The sequence below is a fragment of the Variovorax sp. 679 genome (genome assembly GCF_003952185.1).
Lineage (GTDB): Bacteria > Pseudomonadota > Gammaproteobacteria > Burkholderiales > Burkholderiaceae_C > Variovorax.
On the sequence record NZ_RXFS01000002.1, the window covers coordinates 327,064 to 347,570 of the forward strand.

The 20,507-nt window shown below is 68.6% G+C and carries 16 protein-coding genes; all 16 read left to right on the plus strand.

Annotation, left to right across the window (positions count from 1 at the left end; genetic code table 11):
• The first annotated feature begins 73 nt into the window (after positions 1–73).
• Positions 74–6,091 carry an alpha-2-macroglobulin family protein gene (locus EJO71_RS05500; protein WP_125947768.1) on the plus strand — a complete coding sequence of 2,006 codons (6,018 nt, stop codon included), beginning with the start codon at positions 74–76 and terminating at the stop codon, positions 6,089–6,091.
• A 73-nt stretch (positions 6,092–6,164) separates the two neighbouring features.
• A complete protein-coding gene (locus tag EJO71_RS05505; protein ID WP_125947767.1) occupies positions 6,165–6,881 on the plus strand; it encodes a hypothetical protein in 717 nt (238 codons plus the stop codon).
• Positions 6,882–6,924: 43 nt separating this feature from the next.
• Entirely contained in the window at positions 6,925–7,332 is a 408-nt protein-coding gene (locus EJO71_RS05510) for a 2OG-Fe(II) oxygenase (RefSeq protein ID WP_125947766.1), read from the plus strand.
• Positions 7,329–7,682: an NIPSNAP family protein gene (locus EJO71_RS05515; RefSeq protein WP_206168995.1), complete on the plus strand. Its 354-nt coding sequence runs from the start codon at positions 7,329–7,331 to the stop codon at positions 7,680–7,682. Before EJO71_RS05510 ends, EJO71_RS05515 begins: the two co-directional genes overlap by 4 nt.
• A 123-nt stretch (positions 7,683–7,805) precedes the next feature.
• Positions 7,806–8,174, plus strand: coding sequence for a nuclear transport factor 2 family protein (locus EJO71_RS05520; RefSeq protein WP_125947765.1), 369 nt, complete (start codon positions 7,806–7,808; stop codon positions 8,172–8,174).
• Between the two features lie 137 nt (positions 8,175–8,311).
• Entirely contained in the window at positions 8,312–9,436 is a 1,125-nt protein-coding gene (locus EJO71_RS05525) for a serine hydrolase domain-containing protein (protein WP_125947764.1), read from the plus strand.
• A gap of 54 nt (positions 9,437–9,490) precedes the next feature.
• A complete protein-coding gene (locus EJO71_RS05530) occupies positions 9,491–10,408 on the plus strand; it encodes a LysR family transcriptional regulator (protein ID WP_125947763.1) in 918 nt (305 codons plus the stop codon).
• Between the two features lie 144 nt (positions 10,409–10,552).
• The gene (locus EJO71_RS05535) at positions 10,553–11,236 is read left to right on the plus strand and encodes a DUF4286 family protein (RefSeq protein ID WP_125947762.1); all 684 of its coding nucleotides are present in this window, start codon (positions 10,553–10,555) and stop codon (positions 11,234–11,236) included.
• A gap of 37 nt (positions 11,237–11,273) precedes the next feature.
• A complete protein-coding gene (locus EJO71_RS05540; RefSeq protein WP_171022424.1) occupies positions 11,274–12,611 on the plus strand; it encodes an MFS transporter in 1,338 nt (445 codons plus the stop codon).
• Positions 12,611–13,348, plus strand: coding sequence for a DUF2848 domain-containing protein (locus EJO71_RS05545; protein ID WP_125947761.1), 738 nt, complete (start codon positions 12,611–12,613; stop codon positions 13,346–13,348). The genes EJO71_RS05540 and EJO71_RS05545 overlap by 1 nt, the downstream gene beginning before the upstream one ends.
• Positions 13,348–14,700, plus strand: a complete 1,353-nt coding sequence (locus tag EJO71_RS05550) for an amidase (RefSeq protein WP_125947760.1) — start codon at positions 13,348–13,350, stop codon at positions 14,698–14,700. The genes EJO71_RS05545 and EJO71_RS05550 overlap by 1 nt, the downstream gene beginning before the upstream one ends.
• A gap of 48 nt (positions 14,701–14,748) precedes the next feature.
• Positions 14,749–15,351, plus strand: coding sequence for a GNAT family protein (locus EJO71_RS05555; RefSeq protein WP_125947759.1), 603 nt, complete (start codon positions 14,749–14,751; stop codon positions 15,349–15,351).
• A 107-nt stretch (positions 15,352–15,458) separates the two neighbouring features.
• Positions 15,459–19,238 (plus strand): trifunctional transcriptional regulator/proline dehydrogenase/L-glutamate gamma-semialdehyde dehydrogenase, encoded by a 3,780-nt coding sequence (putA, locus tag EJO71_RS05560; protein WP_125947758.1) that lies wholly within the window; start codon positions 15,459–15,461, stop codon positions 19,236–19,238.
• Between the two features lie 75 nt (positions 19,239–19,313).
• A complete protein-coding gene (locus tag EJO71_RS05565; RefSeq protein ID WP_125947757.1) occupies positions 19,314–19,592 on the plus strand; it encodes a DUF2277 domain-containing protein in 279 nt (92 codons plus the stop codon).
• A 115-nt stretch (positions 19,593–19,707) separates the two neighbouring features.
• On the plus strand, positions 19,708–19,917 hold the full coding sequence (locus tag EJO71_RS05570; RefSeq protein ID WP_125947756.1) for a DUF4287 domain-containing protein: 210 nt from the start codon (positions 19,708–19,710) through the stop codon (positions 19,915–19,917).
• 139 nt (positions 19,918–20,056) lie between these two features.
• Positions 20,057–20,458: a GFA family protein gene (locus EJO71_RS05575; RefSeq protein WP_125947755.1), complete on the plus strand. Its 402-nt coding sequence runs from the start codon at positions 20,057–20,059 to the stop codon at positions 20,456–20,458.
• The last annotated feature ends 49 nt before the right edge of the window (positions 20,459–20,507 follow it).

A 20,507-nucleotide genomic window follows, 5' to 3' on the forward strand; every position in this document is an offset into this window, starting at 1 on the left:
GACTGTTGGCACTCCCGAACCGTCGTGCAAATCGGCTACGCTGCGCGCTGCCTCTAGGTGGAGATACAAAAAAGTGAATCGTTTCCTTCCAACATTGCTCCTGGCCGGCGGCGTACTCGCAGCCGCCCCGGGCCATGCCCTCCAGATCATCAGCGTCACGCCCCAGGGCGAGGTGGCGCGCGTACGCCAGGTGGTCGCCAAGTTCGACCAGCCCGCCGTCAACTTCGGCGACCCCAAGGCTCCCGCCCCGCTCACGGTGAGCTGCAACGACGCGCAGGCCGCCAAGGGCACCGGCCGCTGGACCGACGCCAAGGCGTGGGTCTACGACTTCGAGAACGACCTGCCGCCCGGCGTGCGCTGCACGGTCACCCGCATTCCCACCTTCAAGCCCGCCAGCGGCGAGCTGACGGGCCCCGAGCGCTACCAGTTCAACACCGGCGGCCCCTTCGTGCGCAACTACATGCCGGGCAGCTACAGCCGCATCGACGAGCAGCAGATGTTCATGCTGGAGCTCAACGGCGCGGCCACGCTCGAGAGCGTGCGCCAGAACGTCTGGTGCACGGCCGACGGCGTGGGCGAGCGCATTCCCGTCAAGCTGCTCGACGGCGAGCAGCGCACCGGCCTGCTCAAGGCCTTCGGACGCGACAAGTCCGCCGAGAAAGACCCGCTGCGCTTCATCACGATGCAGTGCAACCGCACGCTGACGCCCGGCGCCAAGGTGCAGATCGTCTACGGCAAGGGCGTGGCAACGCCCTCCGGCGTGGCCAACAACGTGGAGCGGCGCCTTGAATTCCAGGTGCGCGAGCCCTTCGCCGTCTCGTTCACCTGCGAGCGCGAGAACGCGCAGGCCGCCTGCCTGCCGCTGCGCCCGATGCAGCTGCAGTTCAACGCGCCGGTCACCCGCAAGCTGGCTTCGCAGATCCAGCTCAAGGGCGACAAGACCGTCAAGGCCAAGCTCGACAACGAGGGCGGTTCGCAGAGCGATGACGACGTGGTCAACGGCGTGAGCTTCGAGCCGCCGCTGGCGGAGAGCGCGCAATACAGCATCGAGCTGCCCTCGAAGTTCGAGGACGCCTCGGGCCGCCCGCTCGCCACGCCCGGCAACTTCCCGATGAAGGTGGCCACCGGCGCGATGCCGCCGCTGGCCAAGTTCGCCGCCTCGCCCTTCGGCGTGGTCGAGCGCCTGGCCGAACCCGACACGCCGGCCATGATGCCGGTCACCGTGCGCCGCGTGGAGCCGAAGCTGATGGTGAACGACCTCGCCCCCGGCAAGGTCAGCGACATGAACCCGAAGACCGACGCTGAAATCATCGCGTGGTTCCGCAAGGTGCGTCGCTACGACAACTTCACCGTCTCGCGCGAACAGGCGCGCAAGGACGTGAAGGGTCCGCTGCCCCCGGTCATCGACAAGGACGACCGCACCACGCTGCAGACCCGCATGCTGTCGCTGCTGGCCGGCCAGCCGGGCGTGAAGGCGCTCGACATGCCCAAGGCCGACTCGGGCGATCCGCGCCCCTTCGAGGTCATCGGCATCCCGCTGACGCCGGGCTTCCACGTGCTCGAAATCGCCTCGCAGAAGCTGGGCGAGGCCCTGCTCGACGAGCGCTACAACGCCGGCCGCACGATGTACGTGCGCACCACCGCGCTGGCCACCAACCTGGCGGTGCACTTCAAGCTGGGCCGCGAGAACTCGATGGCCTGGGTCACCACGCTCGACAAGGGCAAGGTCGTGGCCGGCGCCGAGGTGCGCGTATCGAGCTGCGACGGCAAGGCCGTGGCCAGCGGCACCACCGACGCCAACGGCGTCGTCATGCTCAGCGGCGTCTCGCCGCAGGCGCCGTCGTGCAACGGCCCGAACGAATACGACAGCGGCGCATGGTTCGTCAGCGCCCGCGCCAAGGACGAAAAGGGCGTGGAAGACCTCGCCTTCACCTGGAGCGACTGGCAGCGCGGCATCGAGCCCTGGCGCTTCAACGTGCCGACCAGCCTGCAGGCCGAGGCCGACCGCGTCGCCCACACCATCTTCGACCGCACGCTGCTGCGCGCCGGCGAGACGGTGTCGATGAAGAGCCTGATCCGCACGCAGACCAGCAAGGGCTTCGGCCTTCCCGAAAGCCGGCCCGACACGCTGGTCATCACCCACGTGGGCAGCGGCCAGCGCTTCACGCAGCCGCTGAACTGGCGCAAGACCGCCACCGGCGGCCTGAGCGCCGAAAACAGCTTCGCCATTCCGCCGGCCGCCAAGCTCGGCGTGTACGAGGTGATGCTGCGCACCGGCGGCAAGGACGCCAACGGCGAAGGTGACGGCGAAGAGGACTACGGCCGCAGCTTCAGCACCGGCATGTTCCGCGTCGAGGAATTCCGCCTGCCCGTGCTCGAGGGCCGCATCGCGCCCACCGACAAGAAGCCGCTGGTGGCGGCCACCAACGTGCCGACCGACGTGCAGATCAACTACGTCTCCGGCGGCGGCGCGGCCAACCTGCCGGTGCGCGTGTCGGCCATGGTGCGCGGCAAGAGCCTGAGCTTCTCCGACTACGACGCCTTCAGCTTCAACCCGCCACGCTCCACGCAGGGCGACGGCAGCGAGGCCGCCACGGCGGTCAGCGCCGCGGCCGAGGCCGGCTCCGGCGAGGAAGACCTCAACAGCGTGAACGACACCCGCGTGATCGCCGACAAGCTGCCGCTCACGCTGAACAAGGACGGCGCCGGCAAAGTCACGATCGACAAGGTGCCGAAGGTCAAGGCGGCGCGCGAGCTGCTGCTCGAGGCCACCTACGCCGACCCGAACGGCGAGGTGCAGACCATCCGAAGCACGCAGACGCTGTGGCCGGCTTCGGTCATCGCCGGCATCAAGACCGAAGGCTGGGTCTCAACCGCCCAGAAGCTGAAGTTCCAGGCGCTCGCGCTCGACCTGTCGGGCAAGCCCCAGGCCAACGTGACGCTCAACGTGCGCGCCGTGGCCCGCATCACCACCACCAGCCGCAAGCGCATGGTGGGCGGCTTCTACACCTACGACAACAAGACCGAGACGAAGGACATCGGCACCGTCTGCAGCGGCAAGAGCGACGCGCGCGGCCTGCTGCTGTGCGAGTCGGAGCTGAAGGAAGCCGGTGAGGTCGAACTCATCGCCAGCGCCACCGACGGCGAAGGCCGCGACGCCAAGGCGGTGAGCTCTGTCTACGTGACCAAGCAGGGCGAGCTCTGGTTCGGCGGCGAGGACAACGACCGCATCGACGTGCTGCCCGAGAAGAAGAGCTACCAGCCCGGCGAGATCGCCAAGTTCCAAGTGCGCAGCCCCTTCCGCTTCGCGACCGCGCTGGTCGCGGTGGAACGCGAAGGCATCATCGAGACGCACGTGGTCAAGCTCGACGGCAAGGACCCGACCGTCACCCTCGAAGTGAAGCCCGAGTGGGGCCCGAACGCATACGTGAGCGTGCTCGCGCTGCGCGGCCGCCTGCGCGAGGTGCCCTGGTACAGCTTCTTCACCTGGGGCTTCAAGTCGCCGCGCGAGTGGTGGACGGCCTTCTGGTACGAAGGCAAGGAATACGTGGCGCCGACCGCCATGGTCGACCTGAGCAAGCCCGCCTACCGCCTCGGCATGGCCGAGATCCGCGTCGGCACGCGCGCCCACCAGATCGACGTGACCGTTACCAGCGACAAGCCCAGCTACCCGATCCGCAGCAAGGCGCAGGTCACCATCAGCGCCAAGCTGCCCGACGGCAAGCCGGCCGCCGGCGCCGAAGTGGCACTGGCAGCGGTCGACCAGGCCCTGCTGGAGCTGATGCCCAACGACAGCTGGAACCTGCTGAACGCGATGCTGCAGCGACGCAGCTGGGGCGTGAGCACCTCCACCGCGCAGATGGAAATCGTCGGCCGGCGCCACTACGGCCGCAAGGCCGTGCCCGCGGGCGGCGGCGGCGGCAAGGGCCAGACGCGCGAACTGCTCGACACCCTGCTCGTGTGGAACCCGAAGGTGGTGCTCGACGCCAACGGCCAGGCCGTGGTGACGGTGCCGCTGAACGACGCGCTCACCACCTTCAAGATCGTGGCCGTGGCCGATTCCGGCGCCAACCTGTTCGGCACCGGGCAGGCCAGCATCCAGGCCACGCAAGACTTGCAGATCATCAGCGGCCTGCCGCCGCTGGTGCGCGAGGACGACCAGTTCCGTGCCCAGGTCACTCTGCGCAACACCACGCAGAAGCCGATGAAGGTCGAGGCCACGCCGCGCGCCACCCTGCTCACGCTGGAGCCGCAGACGGTCGACATTCCGGCCGGCGAGGCGCGCGAGGTGGCATGGACCGTGACCGCGCCCGCGCAGCTCGCGCAGACGCGCGCCGAAGCCATCATCTGGGAGATCGAGGCGAAGGACACCATCGGCGGCGCTCGCGACGCGCTCAAGGTGCGCCAGCGCATCGTGCCCTCGGTGCCGCTCACGGTGCAGCAGGGCACGCTGGTGCAGGTCGACGGCCCCTTCACGCTCGACGTGGCACCGCCCGCCGACGCCCTCCCCGGCCGCGGCGGCCTGAAGCTCTCGCTGCAGCCCAAGCTGGCCGAAGGCCTGCCGGGCGTGCGGGACTGGTTCGCGAACTACCCCTTCATCTGCCTCGAACAGAAGACCAGCAAGTCGGTCGGCCTGCGCGACGCGAAGATGTGGCAGGGCGTGCTGGCCCAGTTGCCAACCTACCTCGACAGCGACGGCCTGGCCAACTACTTCCCGCCGCGCGACGGCGAGGCCAACCGCGGCAGCGACATCCTCACCTCGTACCTGCTCGCGGCGACCAACGAGGCGGCCCAGCTCAACCCCGCCTTCGCGCTCGCCGACGACGTGCGCGCGCCGATGGAGTCGGGCCTGATCGCCTTCGTCGAAGGCCGCATCACGCGCGACTTCTGGAGCCCGCGCAAGGACCTCGACGTGCGCAAGCTGGCCGCGCTCGAAGCGCTCTCGCGCTATGGCAAGGCCAAGGGCAGCATGGTCGGCAGCATCACCATCGCGCCGAACCAGTGGCCCACCAGCGCGGTGATCGACTGGCTCAACATCCTCAAGCGCGTGAACGACGTGCCGCAGCGCCAGCAGCGCCTGGACGAAGCCAACAACGTGCTGAAGGCGCGCCTGTCGTACCAGGGCACCAAGCTGATCTTCAGCACCGAGCAGGACGACTACTGGTGGTGGCTGATGACCAACGGCGACGTCAACACCGCCCGCCTGCTGCTCAGCGTGATGGACGACCCGAGCTGGAAGGACGACATCGGCAAGCTCGCCAACGGCTTCATCGGCCGCCAGCAGAACGGCGCCTGGCACACCACCACCGCCAACCTGTGGGGCGGGCTGGCGCTGGAGAAATTCAGCAAGGTGTTCGAGAGCACGCCGGTGGCCGGCGTCACCGCCGCCACGCTCGGCGCGGTGAAGGCGCAGGTCGACTGGAGCAAGGTCGAGCGCGTGAAGACCACCGACGCGGCCGGCGCGCCCAACCAGACCACCTTCTTCGGCGCGCCCGCCTCGCCGGGCAACCTGAAGAACAACACGATGTTCCTGCCGTGGGCGGCTTCGCCTTCGGGCGCACCGGTGCGCGACACGCTGCTGGTGACGCAGCAGGGCACCGGCAAGCCGTGGCTCACGCTGCAGTCGATCGCCGCCGTGCAGCTGAAGGCGCCGTTCGCGGCCGGCTACGCCATCAAGAAGACCATCACCCCGGTCGAGCAGGCCACCGCCGGCAAGTACACGCGCGGCGACGTGCTGCGCGTGACGCTGGAGGTGAACGCCAGCGCCGACATGACCTGGGTCGTCATCAGCGACCCGATCCCGGGCGGCGCCACCATCCTCGGCGGCGGCCTGGGCCGCGACTCGCAGATCGCCACCCAGGGCGAAAAGAAGTCGGGCTCCGGCTGGCCGGCCTTCGAGGAACGCAGCTTCGAGGCCTTCCGCAGCTACTACGAGTACCTGCCCAAGGGCGTGGTGAAGATGGAATACACCGTGCGCCTGAACAACGTCGGCGACTTCGCGCTGCCGCCGAGCCGCGTCGAGGCGATGTACGCGCCCGAGATGTTCGGCGAGGCGCCGAACGCGCGGGTGAAGGTGGAAGCGGCGAAGTAACGATTTAGCGGTCATCGATCCTTCACCGGCGGTCGTCACCATCGCGGCGAACCAACAACCTGGAGGAAAGATCATGGGTCTGGCTGTCTGCGTCGGCATGCTCGCCGAGTTGCTCGAGGACGATCCCGAGAGCGCCGAGGGCTTCGAGGAGGAACTGGCCGAAGTCAACCGCGTGCTGGCCGCCGCGGGGCTTCCCCAGCACACGGAGCCGCGCGAGCCGATGGAATTCGACTCGCGCGCCTCGATCGACGGTTTTCCGTACTCCTTCATCCACTACCTGCGCCGCGCCTACGCGCACCGCCTGCTGTCGCCGGACTGGGTGGCCACGCCGCTGGCCGACGACGTCGATCCCACGGCCGACCCGAAGATCCAGGCGCTGCTCGATGGCTCCGAAAGCCACTTGCTGTGCCATTCGGATGCGGAGGGCTTCTACGTTCCCGTCGACTTCGACGACGTGCTCTTCGACGAGGAATGCGGTGACGGGGAGGACGAAGCTGAAGAAGGCGACGCCGACGACGACCGGGGCGAGGACGAGCTGGTGGAAGAAGTCGGCGGCCTGCCCGGCGGCATGCTCGGCTCGTCCTACCGCCTGCTCGAGGAACTCGTGTTCGTGGCCCCCGCCCTCGGCATCCGGCTCGAGGATGGCGAACTCTCCGACGAGGAAGCACAGCGCATCGACGACCTGATCGAGGAAGACGACGGCCTCTACCGCGAATACGTGTCCTGGCTGCTACTGTACGAATCGGCGCGGCTTAGCATCGAGCACGGGACGGCAATCGTTTTCTGCTGAATCGGCTGAAAATGCGCGGCATGGAGGCTCCCCGACATCCCGCATGAGCATCGCTGCAGCCCTTCGCTCCTACCTCTCGCAAGCCTTCCGCTGGCAACGCGGCCGCCAGGGCACGGGCTACGACAAGATGCTGCTCGCCACGGCACCATGGCCGCTGCCGTTCGACAGCTACCTCATCCGCTACCCCGAAGGCTCCGAGATTCCGCCGCATACCGACCCTGTGCAGGCCGGGCGGCACTACCGGCTCAACATCGTGCTCAAGTCGCCGCGCTCCGGCGGCGAGTTCGTGTGCGCCACGCCGATCTTCGCTACGCGGCGCATCAAGCTGTTCCGTCCCGACGCCTGCGAGCACAGCGTGACGCGCGTGGTGGGCGGCAGCCGCTATGTGCTCTCGCTCGGCTGGGTGTTGCGGCCGGGCAGGTCAGAACCAGGAGAAAGGCCACAGCCATGAAGAAACTGCTGCTCGAGATCCGCACCTACCGGCTCAAGCCCGGCACCATCGATGCCTTTCACCAGGCCATGCACGAACGCGCGGTGCCGATGCTGCGCGACAAGGGCATGAACGTCGTCACCTACGGCAAGTCGGACCATGAGGAAGAGACCTATCACCTCGTGCGCGCCTACGCCAGCCGCGAGGCGCTCGACGCCGAGCAGGCCGCGTTCTACGGCTCGCCCGAATGGCGTGAAGGCCCGCGCGGCGCGCTGGTGGATCGCATCGAGACCTACCTGAACACATTGCTGTGGGCTTCGCCAGAAGCCGTTGACAGCATGCGCGCGCTCAACGGCACAGCTTCTTCCTGAAAAGACAAGTACCGCCGGCCGGTCGGCCTATCGCTGCCACGGCGGGCTCGCGGGCCTAAACTGCGCCCCGGTCTCAGTTCGTTCGTTCACTCGCTCGCTCCCCAACGTTCAAAGGAGAAACTCATGAACACCAAGGAAATCGCCGACAAGCTCGTGGCGCTGTGCAAGGAAGGAAAGTTCGAAGAAGCCGAGGTGCTCTACACGCCCGACGCCGTGAGCGTCGAGGCCGGCGCCGTGCCCGGCATGGCGCGCGAGGCGGTCGGCCTCGCGGCCATCAGGGCCAAGGGCGAATGGTGGGTCGCCAACCACGAGGTGCATTCGATGCAGGTGGCCGGCCCATGGCCGCATGACGACCGCTTCATCGTCGGGTTCCGCTTCGACGTGACGATGAAGTCCACCGGCCACCGCTTCACCATGGAAGAAATGGCGCTCTACACCACCAAGGGCGGAAAGATCGTGCGGGAAGAGTTCTTCTACGACGCCGACGAGTAGGCGCCCCCCGTCCGTCCCGCACGTGACGGGCGTTACGGCGGTGACGAAGCACCCCGCCGCCGCGCTTGCCGCCACACGAGGCGGCCCCGGATCATCCCGGCCTTTGCACACATCGGACAACGCAAGGAGCCGACCGGATGATTCTTCGACACCCACTTCATCGACTGCGCCTCGGCCTTCTTCTCGCAGGCTGCGGCGCGGCGATGCTCGCCACCCTCGCCCACGCCGAACCCATCGGCTTCGCCACCGCACCGGCCGCCATCGTGGCGCGCGTGATGAACGGCGCGCCCGGCAGCATCGTGGTCGGCATCTCGCGCGAGGACGGCACGCAGTTCGCGATGCAGCGCAACGCCATCGGGCAGCCGGGCCGGATCGTCGAGACGACGCAGCCAGACGCGCAGCCGCTCTTCGAGATCGGCTCGATCAGCAAGGTGTTCACCGGCGTGCTGCTGGCGCAGGCGGTGGAGCGCGGCGATCTCGCGCTCGACGACACGCTGGGCAAGCTGCTGGCCGGCCAGACCACCATGCCGCCGCAGGTCGCGGCGATCACGCTGCGACAGCTCGTCACCCACACCGCCTGCCTGCCGGGAATGCTGCCGGACGCACCGGGCCTGGCCAGCGGGCAGCCCTTCGCGCGACCCGACCGGCCGCAGCTGCTCACGGGACTCTCGACGCTCAGGCTCGAACACGCACCGCCCTGCAAGGGCCCCTACAGCAGCCTGGGTCTGGGCCTGCTCGGCCAGCTGCTTGCCGACCGCTACGGCAAGCCGTGGGACCTGCTGGTGCAGGAGAACATCGCCGTGCCGCTGGGCATGAGGGACACGCTGCAGCACCTCGGCGGCGAAGCAGGCAGGCTCGCGCCCGGTTACGAGCGCGACACGCCGCGTACGCCCTGGGACTTCGACGCGCTCGCGGGCGCGGGTGCCTTGCGCTCGACGGCGGCCGACCTGCTGGTGTTCGCCCGCGCGCTCATGGCCGGCCGCAACGGTCCGCTGGGTGCCGCGGCCGAACGCGCGCTCACCCCGCTCGGCCATGACGGCACCTACGAAGTGGGCTACGCCATCCGCATGCGCGGTGCTCCCGGCCACCGGAGCTATTTCCATACGGGCCAGACCGGCGGCTACCGCGCGCTGCTGGTCTTCGACCCGGCGAAGCAGCAGGCCGCGGTGATGCTCGCGAGCAATGCGTCGGCGGCCGCCGCGCGCATGGTGGACGACATCACCCTGCCCGCCTCGCCGGCACCCGCGCGGCGACACCGGTAGGACGCAAGTTCTCATGCAGGCGCGATGCGGGCAGAATGGCCCGCAGGTGCCCTCATGAACACAAGATTTGTAGAAGCCTTTCTCTGGGCCGCCCGGCTCGGCAGCTTCCGCGCGGCGAGCGACCGGCTCCACATCACGCAGGCGGCGGTGTCCAACCGCGTCGCCTCCCTCGAAGAAGACATCGGCGCGCGCCTGTTCGAACGCGATGCGCGCGAGCTGCGGCTCACGCCGGTCGGCGTGCGGCTGATGGACTACGGCGAACGGCTGCTCGAACTGCGCCGCGAGATCGTCTCTCTCGGTCGTCCGCGCGAAGACATCCTCGGTCTGGTGCGCATCGGCGCCATCGAGACCGTGGTCCACACCTGGCTGCTGGGTTTTCTCACCAACCTGCGCTCCACCTACCCCGGCATCGAGGTGCAGCTGACCTCCGAGACCACGCTGGCCCTGCACCGCGGCCTGCGCGAAGGCGCACTCGACATCGCGCTGCAGACCGACCACATCGCCGGCGCGGGCATCGTGAGCACGCCCTGCCTGCCGATGCCCATGGGCTGGGTCGGGCCGCCTGGCGTCGAGCCCGTGCAGACCGTCGAGCAGCTGCTGCGCCAGCCCGTGCTCACGATGAGCCCCGGCTCGCAGCCGCACGAGGCGCTGAAGAACCTGTTCCGCGCGGCGGGCATTCCGCTGGGCAAGGTGCACTGCGTGAGCTCGATCTCGGCGCTGGCGCGGCTGGTGAAGGCGGGCTTCGGCAACGCGCTGGTGCCGCTGCCGCCCTGCTATGAATACGTGGCCATCGGCGATGTGCGGATCATCGAGTGCGACGCGCTGATCTCGCCCCAGCGCATCGTGGTGAGCCACCTGGAAGCCGCCGACTCCGACGCCATCCGGCTCGTGGCCGAGCTGGCCTGCCGGGCCTCCGACCAGTTCACCACGTCGGCAATCGCACCAACCTGGAGCGCGTCGACAGAGGGTTAACCCTCGAAATGGCGCATTTCAGCCCCGAAAAGGGGCCAGTAATTCTTGTGGCTGCGGCCCAGAAAAACTCGTTTGTGACAGTTCGACCCTGCGACGGAAGATCGCGCCTTCATTTTTTCGAAGGCCCGACGCTCTTCCGCCGCCATGAACACACCTGACTCCTCTTCTTCCGCAGCAACGGCGGCAAACGGCATGCTGTTCGTCGCCTCCGACGTGGAGCCGGCCGACGAAGCCGACTTCAACCGCTGGTACGACCAGGAGCATGTGGAAGAGCGCGCGCGCATCCCCGGCTTTCTCTCGGGCGCGCGCTATTTCTCGCTCGAAGGCGGCCGCAAGTACCTGGGGCTGTACCGTACCGCATCGCTGGCGGTGTTCGGCTCGGCCGGCTACCGCGCCGCGTTCGAGAAGCAGACGCCGTGGTCCGTCGCCAACCTCGACCGCATGCGCCAGCCGGTGCGCCGCGTGTGCGCCGTGCGCGCGGTCACCGGCTTCGGCAGCGGCAGCCATGTGGTCGTGCTGCCGTTGCCGGTGGCCGCCGATGCCGAGGCGCAGGTGGCGCACGCTGCCTGCATCGGCCTTCAGCTGAAGAAAGAGCAGGCAGGCTTCGTGCAGTCGTACCTGCTCGTGCCCGACACCGCGCTGAGCACGCCGCTGCCGCGCGAATCCACCGAAGGCCGCGTGCTGCAGCCGATGCTGGTGATCGAGACCAGCAGCGCCGAAGCCGCGCGCAGTGCCCGCGCCACGGCCGCCGCAGCCTTCGATGCCGACCCCGCCACCGGCTGGCTCCTCGCACTCGGCTGGAAGCTGAATGCGACCGAGCTGGCCTGAACCGGTTTCCCTGTCTTCACCGAACAAAGGTACCTCCATGACCGAACATGTTCTCCCCGCTGCGGCCACCGCAGCCACGCCGCCCACACCCGGTTCCAGTTCCGGGTCCGCCAAGATGGGCCGGCTGGCCATGGCCAGCTCCATCGGCACCACGCTGGAGTGGTACGACTTCACCGTCTACAACATCATGGCCGCGCTGGTCTTCAACGCGGTGTTCTTCCCGTCGTTCGACCCGCTCACCGGCACCATCCTCGCGTTCTCGACCTACGCGGTCGGCTACATCTCGCGGCCGCTGGGCGGCGTGGTGTTCGGCCACCTCGGCGACCGGCTGGGCCGGCGCTTCGTGCTGGTGGCCACGCTGGTCATCATGGGCGTGTCGACCGGCCTGATGGGCCTGCTGCCCACCTACGCGAGCTGGGGCATCTGGGCGCCGGTGGCGCTGGTCGCGCTGCGCTTTGTGCAGGGCGTGGCGCTCGGCGGCGAATGGGCCGGCGCGGTGCTGCTGTCGATGGAGCACGGCAAGCCCGACGAGCGCGGACGCAACGCCTCGTTCACGCAGGTCGGCCCGTCGTGCGGCACGCTGATCGGCACCGGCTTCATCGCCATCGTGTCGGCATGGCTGAGCCCTGAAGACTTCCAGAGCTGGGGCTGGCGCATTCCGTTCATCTCCAGCGTCGCGCTGGTGCTGTTCGGCCTGTGGCTGCGCCGCGGAGTGGACGAGACCCCCGTGTTCCGCGAGATGGAAGAGAAGAAGGCCACCGCCAAGACCCCCATCAAGGAAGTGCTCACGCAGCACTGGCGCCGCCTGCTGGTGGCCGGCGGCTCGCGCATCGGCTCCGACGTGCTGTACGCGCTGGTGGTGGTGTTCACGCTGACCTACGTGACCACCGTGCTGCACCTGTCGCGTCCGCTGGCGCTCACCGCCACGATGATCGGCGCGGCCTGCAACGCGATCGCGGTGCCGTGGTTCGGCAGCCTGTCCGACCGCATCGGCCGCCGCCCGGTCTACATGGTTGGCGCACTGCTGGGCATGGTGTGGGCCTTCGTGTTCTTCGTGCTGATGGACAGCGCGCACCCGGTCGCCATCTGCGCGGCGGTGGTGGTGGGCCTCTTGATCCACGCGATGATGTACGGCCCGCAGGCCGCCTTCGTGACCGAGCAGTTCCCCGGCCGCGTGCGCTACGCGGGTGCCTCGCTGGCCTACACGCTGGCCGGCATCGTGGGCGGCGGCTTCGCGCCGCTGATCATCGCGAGCCTGTTCAAGTCCTGGGGCAGCACGGTGGCCGTGTCGCTGTACGTGGTGGCCGCGCTGGGCCTGACGATGATCGCCCTCGCGGTGGCCCGCGAAACCGCCAAGCGCCCGCTGGAGAGCTGATGACGACGAGCAACATGCATTCCGCCCTCCTGCGCTTCGCCTGCGAGAGCATCGCCGAAGACGGCACCCGCTCCACCGCCGTGCACGCCGTCGCGCCCCGCGCGCTGGTGGTGGCGGGCTGGACCGGCCGCGACATCGCGGCCATCGAGCATCACATCGAGGAACTGGCAGCGCTGGGCGTGCCGCGCCCTTCGAGCGTGCCGCTGTACTACCGCGTCGCGGCCCAGCTGCTGACGCAATCGCCGGCCATCGAGGCGCTGGGCGACCAGAGCTCCGGCGAGGCCGAGCCCGTGTTCTTCTTCTCGCAGGGCGAGTGGTGGCTGAGCGTGGCCTCGGACCACACCGACCGGCAGGTCGAGAGCTACTCGGTGGCCGTGTCGAAGCAGATGTGCGCCAAGCCCGTGGCCGAGACCGCCTGGCGCTGGCGCGACGTGCAGGCCCACCAGGACACGCTGGAGCTGCGCTCGCGCATCCTCGAGGACGGCCGCTGGACCGACTACCAGCGCGGCACGCTCGCATCGATCCGGCCGCTGGCCGCGCTGCGCGACGGCATGCCCGGCGCCGGTTCCGCGCCCGAGGGCCTTTTCATGACCTGCGGCACGCTGGGCGCCCTGCCCAACGCGAAGGGCGAAGGCATCCGGCCCGCCGCGCAAATGGAAATCGAACTGCACGACCCGAAGCTGCGGCGTCGCATCGTGCATCGCTACGCGGTGGAAGCACTGCCGGTGGTGGCGTGATGGCGACGAAGAACAGCTTCACCATCGCGGCCCTGCGCGAACGCATCGCACGCGGCGAGCTGTCGCACGAGGCGCTGGTCGAGCAGGTGCTCGAGGCGGCCGCGCAGCCTGCAGCCGAGCACGTGTTCACGCGGCTCTACGCAGATGCGGCACGCGCCGCAGCGCGACATGCAGATGCGGCACGCAAGGCCGGCGTCGCGCTCGGCCCGCTCGCCGGCCTGCCCGTCTCGGTCAAGGACCTGTACGACGTGGCCGGCGAAACCACCATGGCCGGCTCGGCCGTCTGCGCGGGCGAACCGCCGGCTGCGCGCGACGCGGTTGCGGTGGCCCGGCTGCGCGCGCAGGGCGCGGCCATCGTCGGCAAGACCAACATGACGGAGTTCGCGTTCTCGGGCGTGGGCATCAATCCGCACTACGGCACACCGCGCAATCCTGCCGATACGGATACGGCGCGCATCCCGGGCGGCTCGTCGTCGGGGGCTGCCGTGTCGGTGGCACTCGGCCTCGCGGTCGCCGGGCTGGGCTCGGACACGGGCGGTTCCATCCGCATTCCCGCCGCGCTGTGCGGGCTCGTGGGCTTCAAGAGCACGCAGTCGCGCGTGCCGCGCACGGGCGCCTTCGAACTGGCGCGCTCGCTCGACACGGTGTGCGCCATGGCGCGCAGCGTCGAAGACTGCCTGATCGCCGACGCGGCCATTGCCGACACGCCGCTCGCGGTGCGCCGCCGCCCGCTGCAGGGCATGCGCCTCGCCGTGCCGCGCACGCTGATGTTCGACGACATCGAGCCCGCCGTCGCGCAGGCCTTCGACCGCGCGCTGCAAGCCCTTTCGGTGGCAGGCGCGCAGATCGTCGACATCACGCTGGCCGAACTCGCGGAGATCGCGACCGTCAACGCACCCGGCGGCTTCTCGCCGGTGGAGGCTTCCGCCGTGCACCGAGAACGCTTCGCCGCGAAGCGCGACGGCTTCGACTCGCGCGTGGCCGCCCGCATCGCGCTCGGCACCGAGGTGCGCGCCGCCGACTACATCGCCATGCAGGACCGCCGGCGCGACTGGATCGGCCGCGTCGAGCGCGCCATCGAAGGCTTCGACGCCCTCGTATGCCCGACCGTGCCCATCGTCGCGCCGCCCATCGCGGCGCTGGCGGAAGACGCCGCCTTCTTCAAGGCCAACGGGCTGCTGCTGCGCAACACCTTCGCGATCAACCTGCTCGACGGCTGCGCCTTCAGCCTGCCGTGCCATGCGCCGGGCGAACTGCCGGTGGGGTTGATGCTGGCGTCGGTGCGCGGTGACGACGCGCGGCTGGCGGCGGTGGCGCTGGCCGCCGAACCCGTGCTGCAGCGCATCGGCTGAACGGGGGCCGGTGACGGGGCTCTTCCGTCATCGGCTATCGTCCGGTTCATGTCGACCGCGCAACCATCGCTCACCGGCCCCCGCCTCCTGCTGCGCCCGCTGCTCGCCTCCGATGCGGCGGCGCTCGTCGAAGCCGCCTCCGACGGCGAGCTCTGGAAGCTGCCGTTCACCGTCGTGCCATCGGCCGAGACTGTCGATGCCTACATCGGCAGCGCCCTCGCCGGCCGGGAAGCCGGCACCGTGATGCCCTTCGCCACGGTGATCCGCGAGACCGGCAAGGTCATCGGCTCCACGCGTTTCTGGAAGATCGACCGCATCAACCGCAAGCTGGAAATCGGCAGCACCTGGATCTCGGCCTCGTGGCAGAAGACCTTCGTCAACACCGAGGCCAAGCTGCTGATGCTGCGCTACGCCTTCGAGGAGCTGCAGTGCGTGCGCGTGCAGCTCACCACCGACGAGATCAATGCGAAGTCGCGCGCAGCCATCCTGAGGCTGGGCGCGAAACAGGAAGGCATCGTGCGCAACGAACGCATCATGCCGGACGGCCGCAAGCGCAATTCGGTGCGCTTCAGCATCATCGACGACGAGTGGACGGCGGTGAAGCAGCAGCTGGAAGCACGGCTTCGTGCAACGGAAGCTTCCGGGGGATGAAGGGCACTCCACCGGACCAGTGAATTCCTCTGCAAAGCGATCGATATTTAGATAAGCATTCGGAGCAGATCCGAGCAGCATCGAGGTGTTCATCATCACCCTCCGTCATGACGCTCAATTCCGCTCATACCGCGCCGCCCGCTCCCTTCCCGGCCTTCGCCGACGCACTGGAAGACAGAGGCAGCCTTCGCGCCGGCATCACTGCCGCGTACCGGCGGCCCGAACCTGAAGCGCTGCAGCCTTTGCTGCAGGCCGCCCGGCTCGCCCCCGCGACCGCAGGCGCCGCGCACAAGCTGGCGCACCGCATCGCCTCGCAGCTGCGTGACCGCAAGAACGCCAGCGGTCGTGCGGGCCTGGTGCAGGGCCTGCTCCAGGAATATGCGCTCTCCTCGCAGGAAGGCGTCGCGCTGATGTGCCTTGCCGAAGCGCTGCTGCGCATTCCCGACGCTGCCACGCGCGACGCCCTGATCCGAGACAAGATCGCCGACGGGCAATGGCAGGCGCATGCGGGGCACAGCCCGTCCGTGTTCGTGAACGCGGCCACCTGGGGGCTGCTGCTCACGGGCAAGCTGGTCGCAACGCACAGCGAGGCCGGGCTTTCGAGCACGCTCACGCGCCTGATCGGCAAGGGCGGCGAGCCGCTGATCCGCAAAGGCGTCGACATGGCGATGCGGATGATGGGCGAGCAGTTCGTGACCGGCGAAACGATCCGTCAGGCGCTTGAGCACGCGCGCAAGCTCGAGGCGGAGGGCTTCCGCTATTCCTACGACATGCTCGGCGAGGCCGCATTGACGGCGCAGGACGCGCAGCGCTACCGCGCGGCCTACGAGCAGGCGATCCACGCGATCGGCAAGGCGGCGGCGGGGCGCGGCATCTACGATGGCCCGGGCATCTCCATCAAGCTCTCGGCGCTGCATCCGCGCTATGTCCGGGCCCAGCACGGGCGCGTGATGGACGAGCTCTACCCTGTGCTGCGCGAACTCACGCTGCTGGCCAGGCACTACGACATCGGCCTGAACATCGACGCCGAAGAGGCTGACCGGCTGGAGCTTTCTCTCGACCTGCTGGAGCGGCTTTGCTTCGAGCCGGCGCTCGCGGGATGGAACGGCATCGGCTTCGTGATCCAGGCCTACCAGAAGCGCTGCCCGTTCGTCATCGATTTCGTCGTCGATCTGGCAAGGCGCAGCGGACACCGCCTCATGGTCCGGCTGGTGAAAGGCGCCTACTGGGACAGCGAGATCAAGCGCGCCCAGGTCGACGGCCTCGAGGGCTATCCGGTTTTCACGCGCAAGGCCTACACCGACGTGTCGTACCTCGCCTGCGCGCGCAAGCTGCTCGCGGCGCCGGATGCGGTCTATCCGCAGTTCGCGACGCACAACGCCCACACGCTGGCGGCCATCCATGAAATGGCCGACCCGGCGACCTATGTACCGGGCCAGTACGAGTTCCAGTGCCTGCACGGCATGGGCGAGCCCCTGTACGAGCAGGTCGTCGGGAAGACCGAAGCCGGCAAGCTCGGGCGCCCCTGCAGGATCTACGCGCCGGTCGGCACGCACGAGACGCTGCTCGCCTACCTGGTGCGCCGGCTGCTGGAGAACGGTGCCAACACCTCGTTCGTGAACCGCATCGCGGACCCGACGATCGCCATCGACACGCTGGTGGAAGACCCGGTGGAAACGGTCGAGCGCATGGCCGCCAGCGAAGGCACCATGGGCTTGCCGCATCCGTCGATCCCGCTGCCGCACGACATCTACGGCAAGGCACGGAAGAATTCGATGGGCCTCGACCTGTCCAGTGACGACAGCCTGCGCGCGCTCCGGCATGCGCTGGAAGGCAGTGCCGATGAATCGTGGACCGCGGAGCCGATGCTTGCCGAAGCACTCGATTCCGCCGAAGACCGGCCGGCCGAGCCGGTGAAGAATCCATCGGACCTCCGAGACCAGGTCGGCACCGTGCGGCAGGCAACGCTTGCCGATGTCGAGACGGCCATTGCCAGCGCACTGCATGCCGCGCCGGCATGGGCGGGCACGCCGCCAGCCGATCGCGCAGCGTGTCTCGATCGCGCGGCGCAACTGCTCGAGGACGGCATGCCGCGCCTGCTGGGCCTGTTGTCGCGCGAGGCCGGCAAGACCTTTGCCAACGGCATTGCGGAGGTGCGCGAGGCGGTGGATTTCCTGCGCTTCTATGCGGCCCAGGCGCGCAGCGAGTTCGCGATCGACACGCACCGCCCGCTCGGGCCGATGGTCTGCATCAGCCCGTGGAACTTTCCGCTCGCGATCTTCACCGGCCAGGTCGCCGCCGCGCTGGCCGCGGGCAACCCGGTGCTGGCGAAGCCGGCCGAGCAGACGCCTATCGTGGCTGCGGAGGCCATTCGCATGCTTTGGCAGGCGGGCATTCCGAGAGCTGCCGTGCAGCTGCTGCCAGGTCGCGGAGAGACGGTCGGCGCCGCCCTCGTGGACGACGCGCGCGTGCAGGGCGTCATGTTCACCGGCTCGACCGAAGTCGCGCGCATCCTGCAGAAGACCCTGGCCGCGCGCCTCGGCCCCGAAGGCCGCCCGATTCCGCTGATCGCGGAGACCGGAGGCCAGAACGCGATGATCGTCGACTCGTCCGCCCTGGTCGAACAGGTCGTCACCGACGTGGTCTCATCCGCGTTCGACAGCGCAGGCCAGCGTTGCTCCGCGCTGCGCGTGCTGTGCGTCCAGGACGACGTGGCCGATCGCGTCATCGAGATGCTCAAGGGGGCCATGGCCGAAAGCCGCATCGGCAACCCGGCGAGCCTGGCGGTGGACGTGGGCCCGGTGATCGACGCCGAGGCACGCGACGGCATCGAGCGCCACGTCGCGGCGATGCGGCAGCGCGGACGCAAGGTGCACCAGCAGGCGCGCGAGGTTCATCACGCCACGCGGCTGGGCACGTTTGTCGTGCCGACGTTGATCGAGATCGACAACCTGTCGGAACTCCAGCGCGAAGTGTTCGGCCCCGTGCTGCACCTGGTGCGCTACCGCCGCCGCGACCTGGGCACCCTGCTCGGGCAGATCAACAGCACCGGCTACGGCCTCACGCTGGGCGTGCATACCCGTATCGACGAGACGATCGAGCAGGTGGTCGAAAACGCGCGCGTCGGGAACGTGTACGTCAATCGCAACATGGTCGGCGCGGTGGTCGGGGTCCAGCCCTTTGGCGGCGAAGGCCTCTCGGGCACCGGACCGAAAGCCGGAGGGCCGCTCTACATGTACAGGATGCTGTCGAAGCACCCCGAGGATGTGATGGCGCGCGCACTGGCGACAGCGGGTCCGGGCCAGCGCTCGGGCGAAGTCGGCGCCGCGCAGCCGCCTGCCGCCCTTGCCGCCCTGCAGGCGTGGGCCGAGCGCAACGGACGCGACGCGCTGGCCAGCCAGTGCAGGCGATTCGCGGGCCTGTCGCGCAGCGGCCATGCACGAACGCTGGCCGGGCCGACCGGGGAGCGCAACGTCTACACGCTGTTGCCGCGCGAGGCGGTGCTGTGCCTGGCCGAGGACGATGCTGATCGGCTGGTGCAACTCGCCGCCGTGCTCTCGGTCGGCAGCACGGCCGTATGGCTGGCCGGCGAGAAGAGTGAGAACCTGCGCGCGTCCTTGCCGCTCGAGGTTCAGCAGGCCGTGGCCAGCGCTCAAGACTGGCGCGCGGCAACGGTCCACTTCGATGTCGTGCTCCACCACGGCAGTTCCAGTTCGCTGCGCGAGGTCAATCAGATCCTGGCGAGCCGCGCGGGACCGATCGTGAGCGTCCGGGCATTCGAGCCCGGCGACTGGGATGTTTCGCTGGAAGGCCTGATCGTCGAGCGTGCCCTGAGCGTCAACACCGCGGCCGCCGGCGGCAACGCGAGCTTGATGACGATTGGATAGCGCCTGGGGATCGATGTCCTAAACTGGACGGGACAGCCTCGCGCCCTCCCCAACGTCATCGAACGAAGAGCTCTCATGTGCCGCAGCATCAAGACCCTCTACAACTTCGAACCGCCCGCCACCGAGCAGGAAATCCGCGCCGCCGCGCTGCAGTTCGTGCGCAAGCTCAGCGGCTTCAATGTGCCGTCCAAGGCCAACGAGGAAGCCTTCGGCCGCGCGGTCGATGAAGTGGCCGCCACGGCGGCACGGCTGATCGATTCGCTGGTCACGACGGCCGAGCCGCGCGACCGGGCCGTGGAGGCCGAGCGCGCCAAGGCTCGCGCCGCGATCCGGTTCGGCAGCGAGCCTGCGTGACCACGAGGGGCGGCTTCGGTGGCCTGGCGCAGGCCATTGCCGCCATTGCTCCAGGCAGCGATGGGCCCGTCGATGTCGGCACAATCGGCACACTCAACTTGCAAATGGAGACGCCATGGTGGAACCGACGAAGGTGAAGGGGCCTGCCTCGTACTTTCCTTCAATAGAGAAGACGTACGAGAAGCCGATTGCGCACTGGATGGACATTCTTCAAAGCTCCAGTTCCCGCAAGCACATGGAGCTCGTCGGCAAGCTCAAGACCGAGCATGGGATGGGGCACGGGCATGCGAACGCCCTGGTTGCGGCGTTTCTGGCCAAGGCATAGAAACTCCGGGCCGCCAAGGGTGCAGGCCCTTGGCACCCGCGCCGGATTCGGACTCTCCCGGCCCCATAACCTCATGCCGGCGCCGCGGCACTGCCTTTGCTATGGTGTTCCCCAGCACCACCACGCGAACTTCGATCGCATGAAAAAGACCTACACCGGCGGCTGCCATTGCGGCGCCGTGAGATTCGAGGCCGACATCGACCTGAGTCTGGGCACCCTGCGCTGCACCTGCTCGATCTGCACCAGTACCCGCTTCTGGCCCGCCATCGTCGCGACAGATGCCTTCCGGCTGATCGAAGGTGAATCCGAACTCAGCGAGCAGATGCTCGACACCCGCAACAGCCACTACATCGTCTGCAGGCATTGCAGCGTGCGCTCCTTCGGCGTGGGTCATTCGCCCGAAACCGGCGAGAGCGCCTATGGCGTGAACGTGACCTGCCTGGACGACGTGGATCTCGACGACCTCGCCAGTTCGCCGATCAGCTACGTGGACGGACACCGCGGCACCTGGCACGTTGCGCGCACGGCCATCGGAATCTGACGAAGAGAATCGCATCTCGCAAGAACCAACACACACACCATTTCATCTG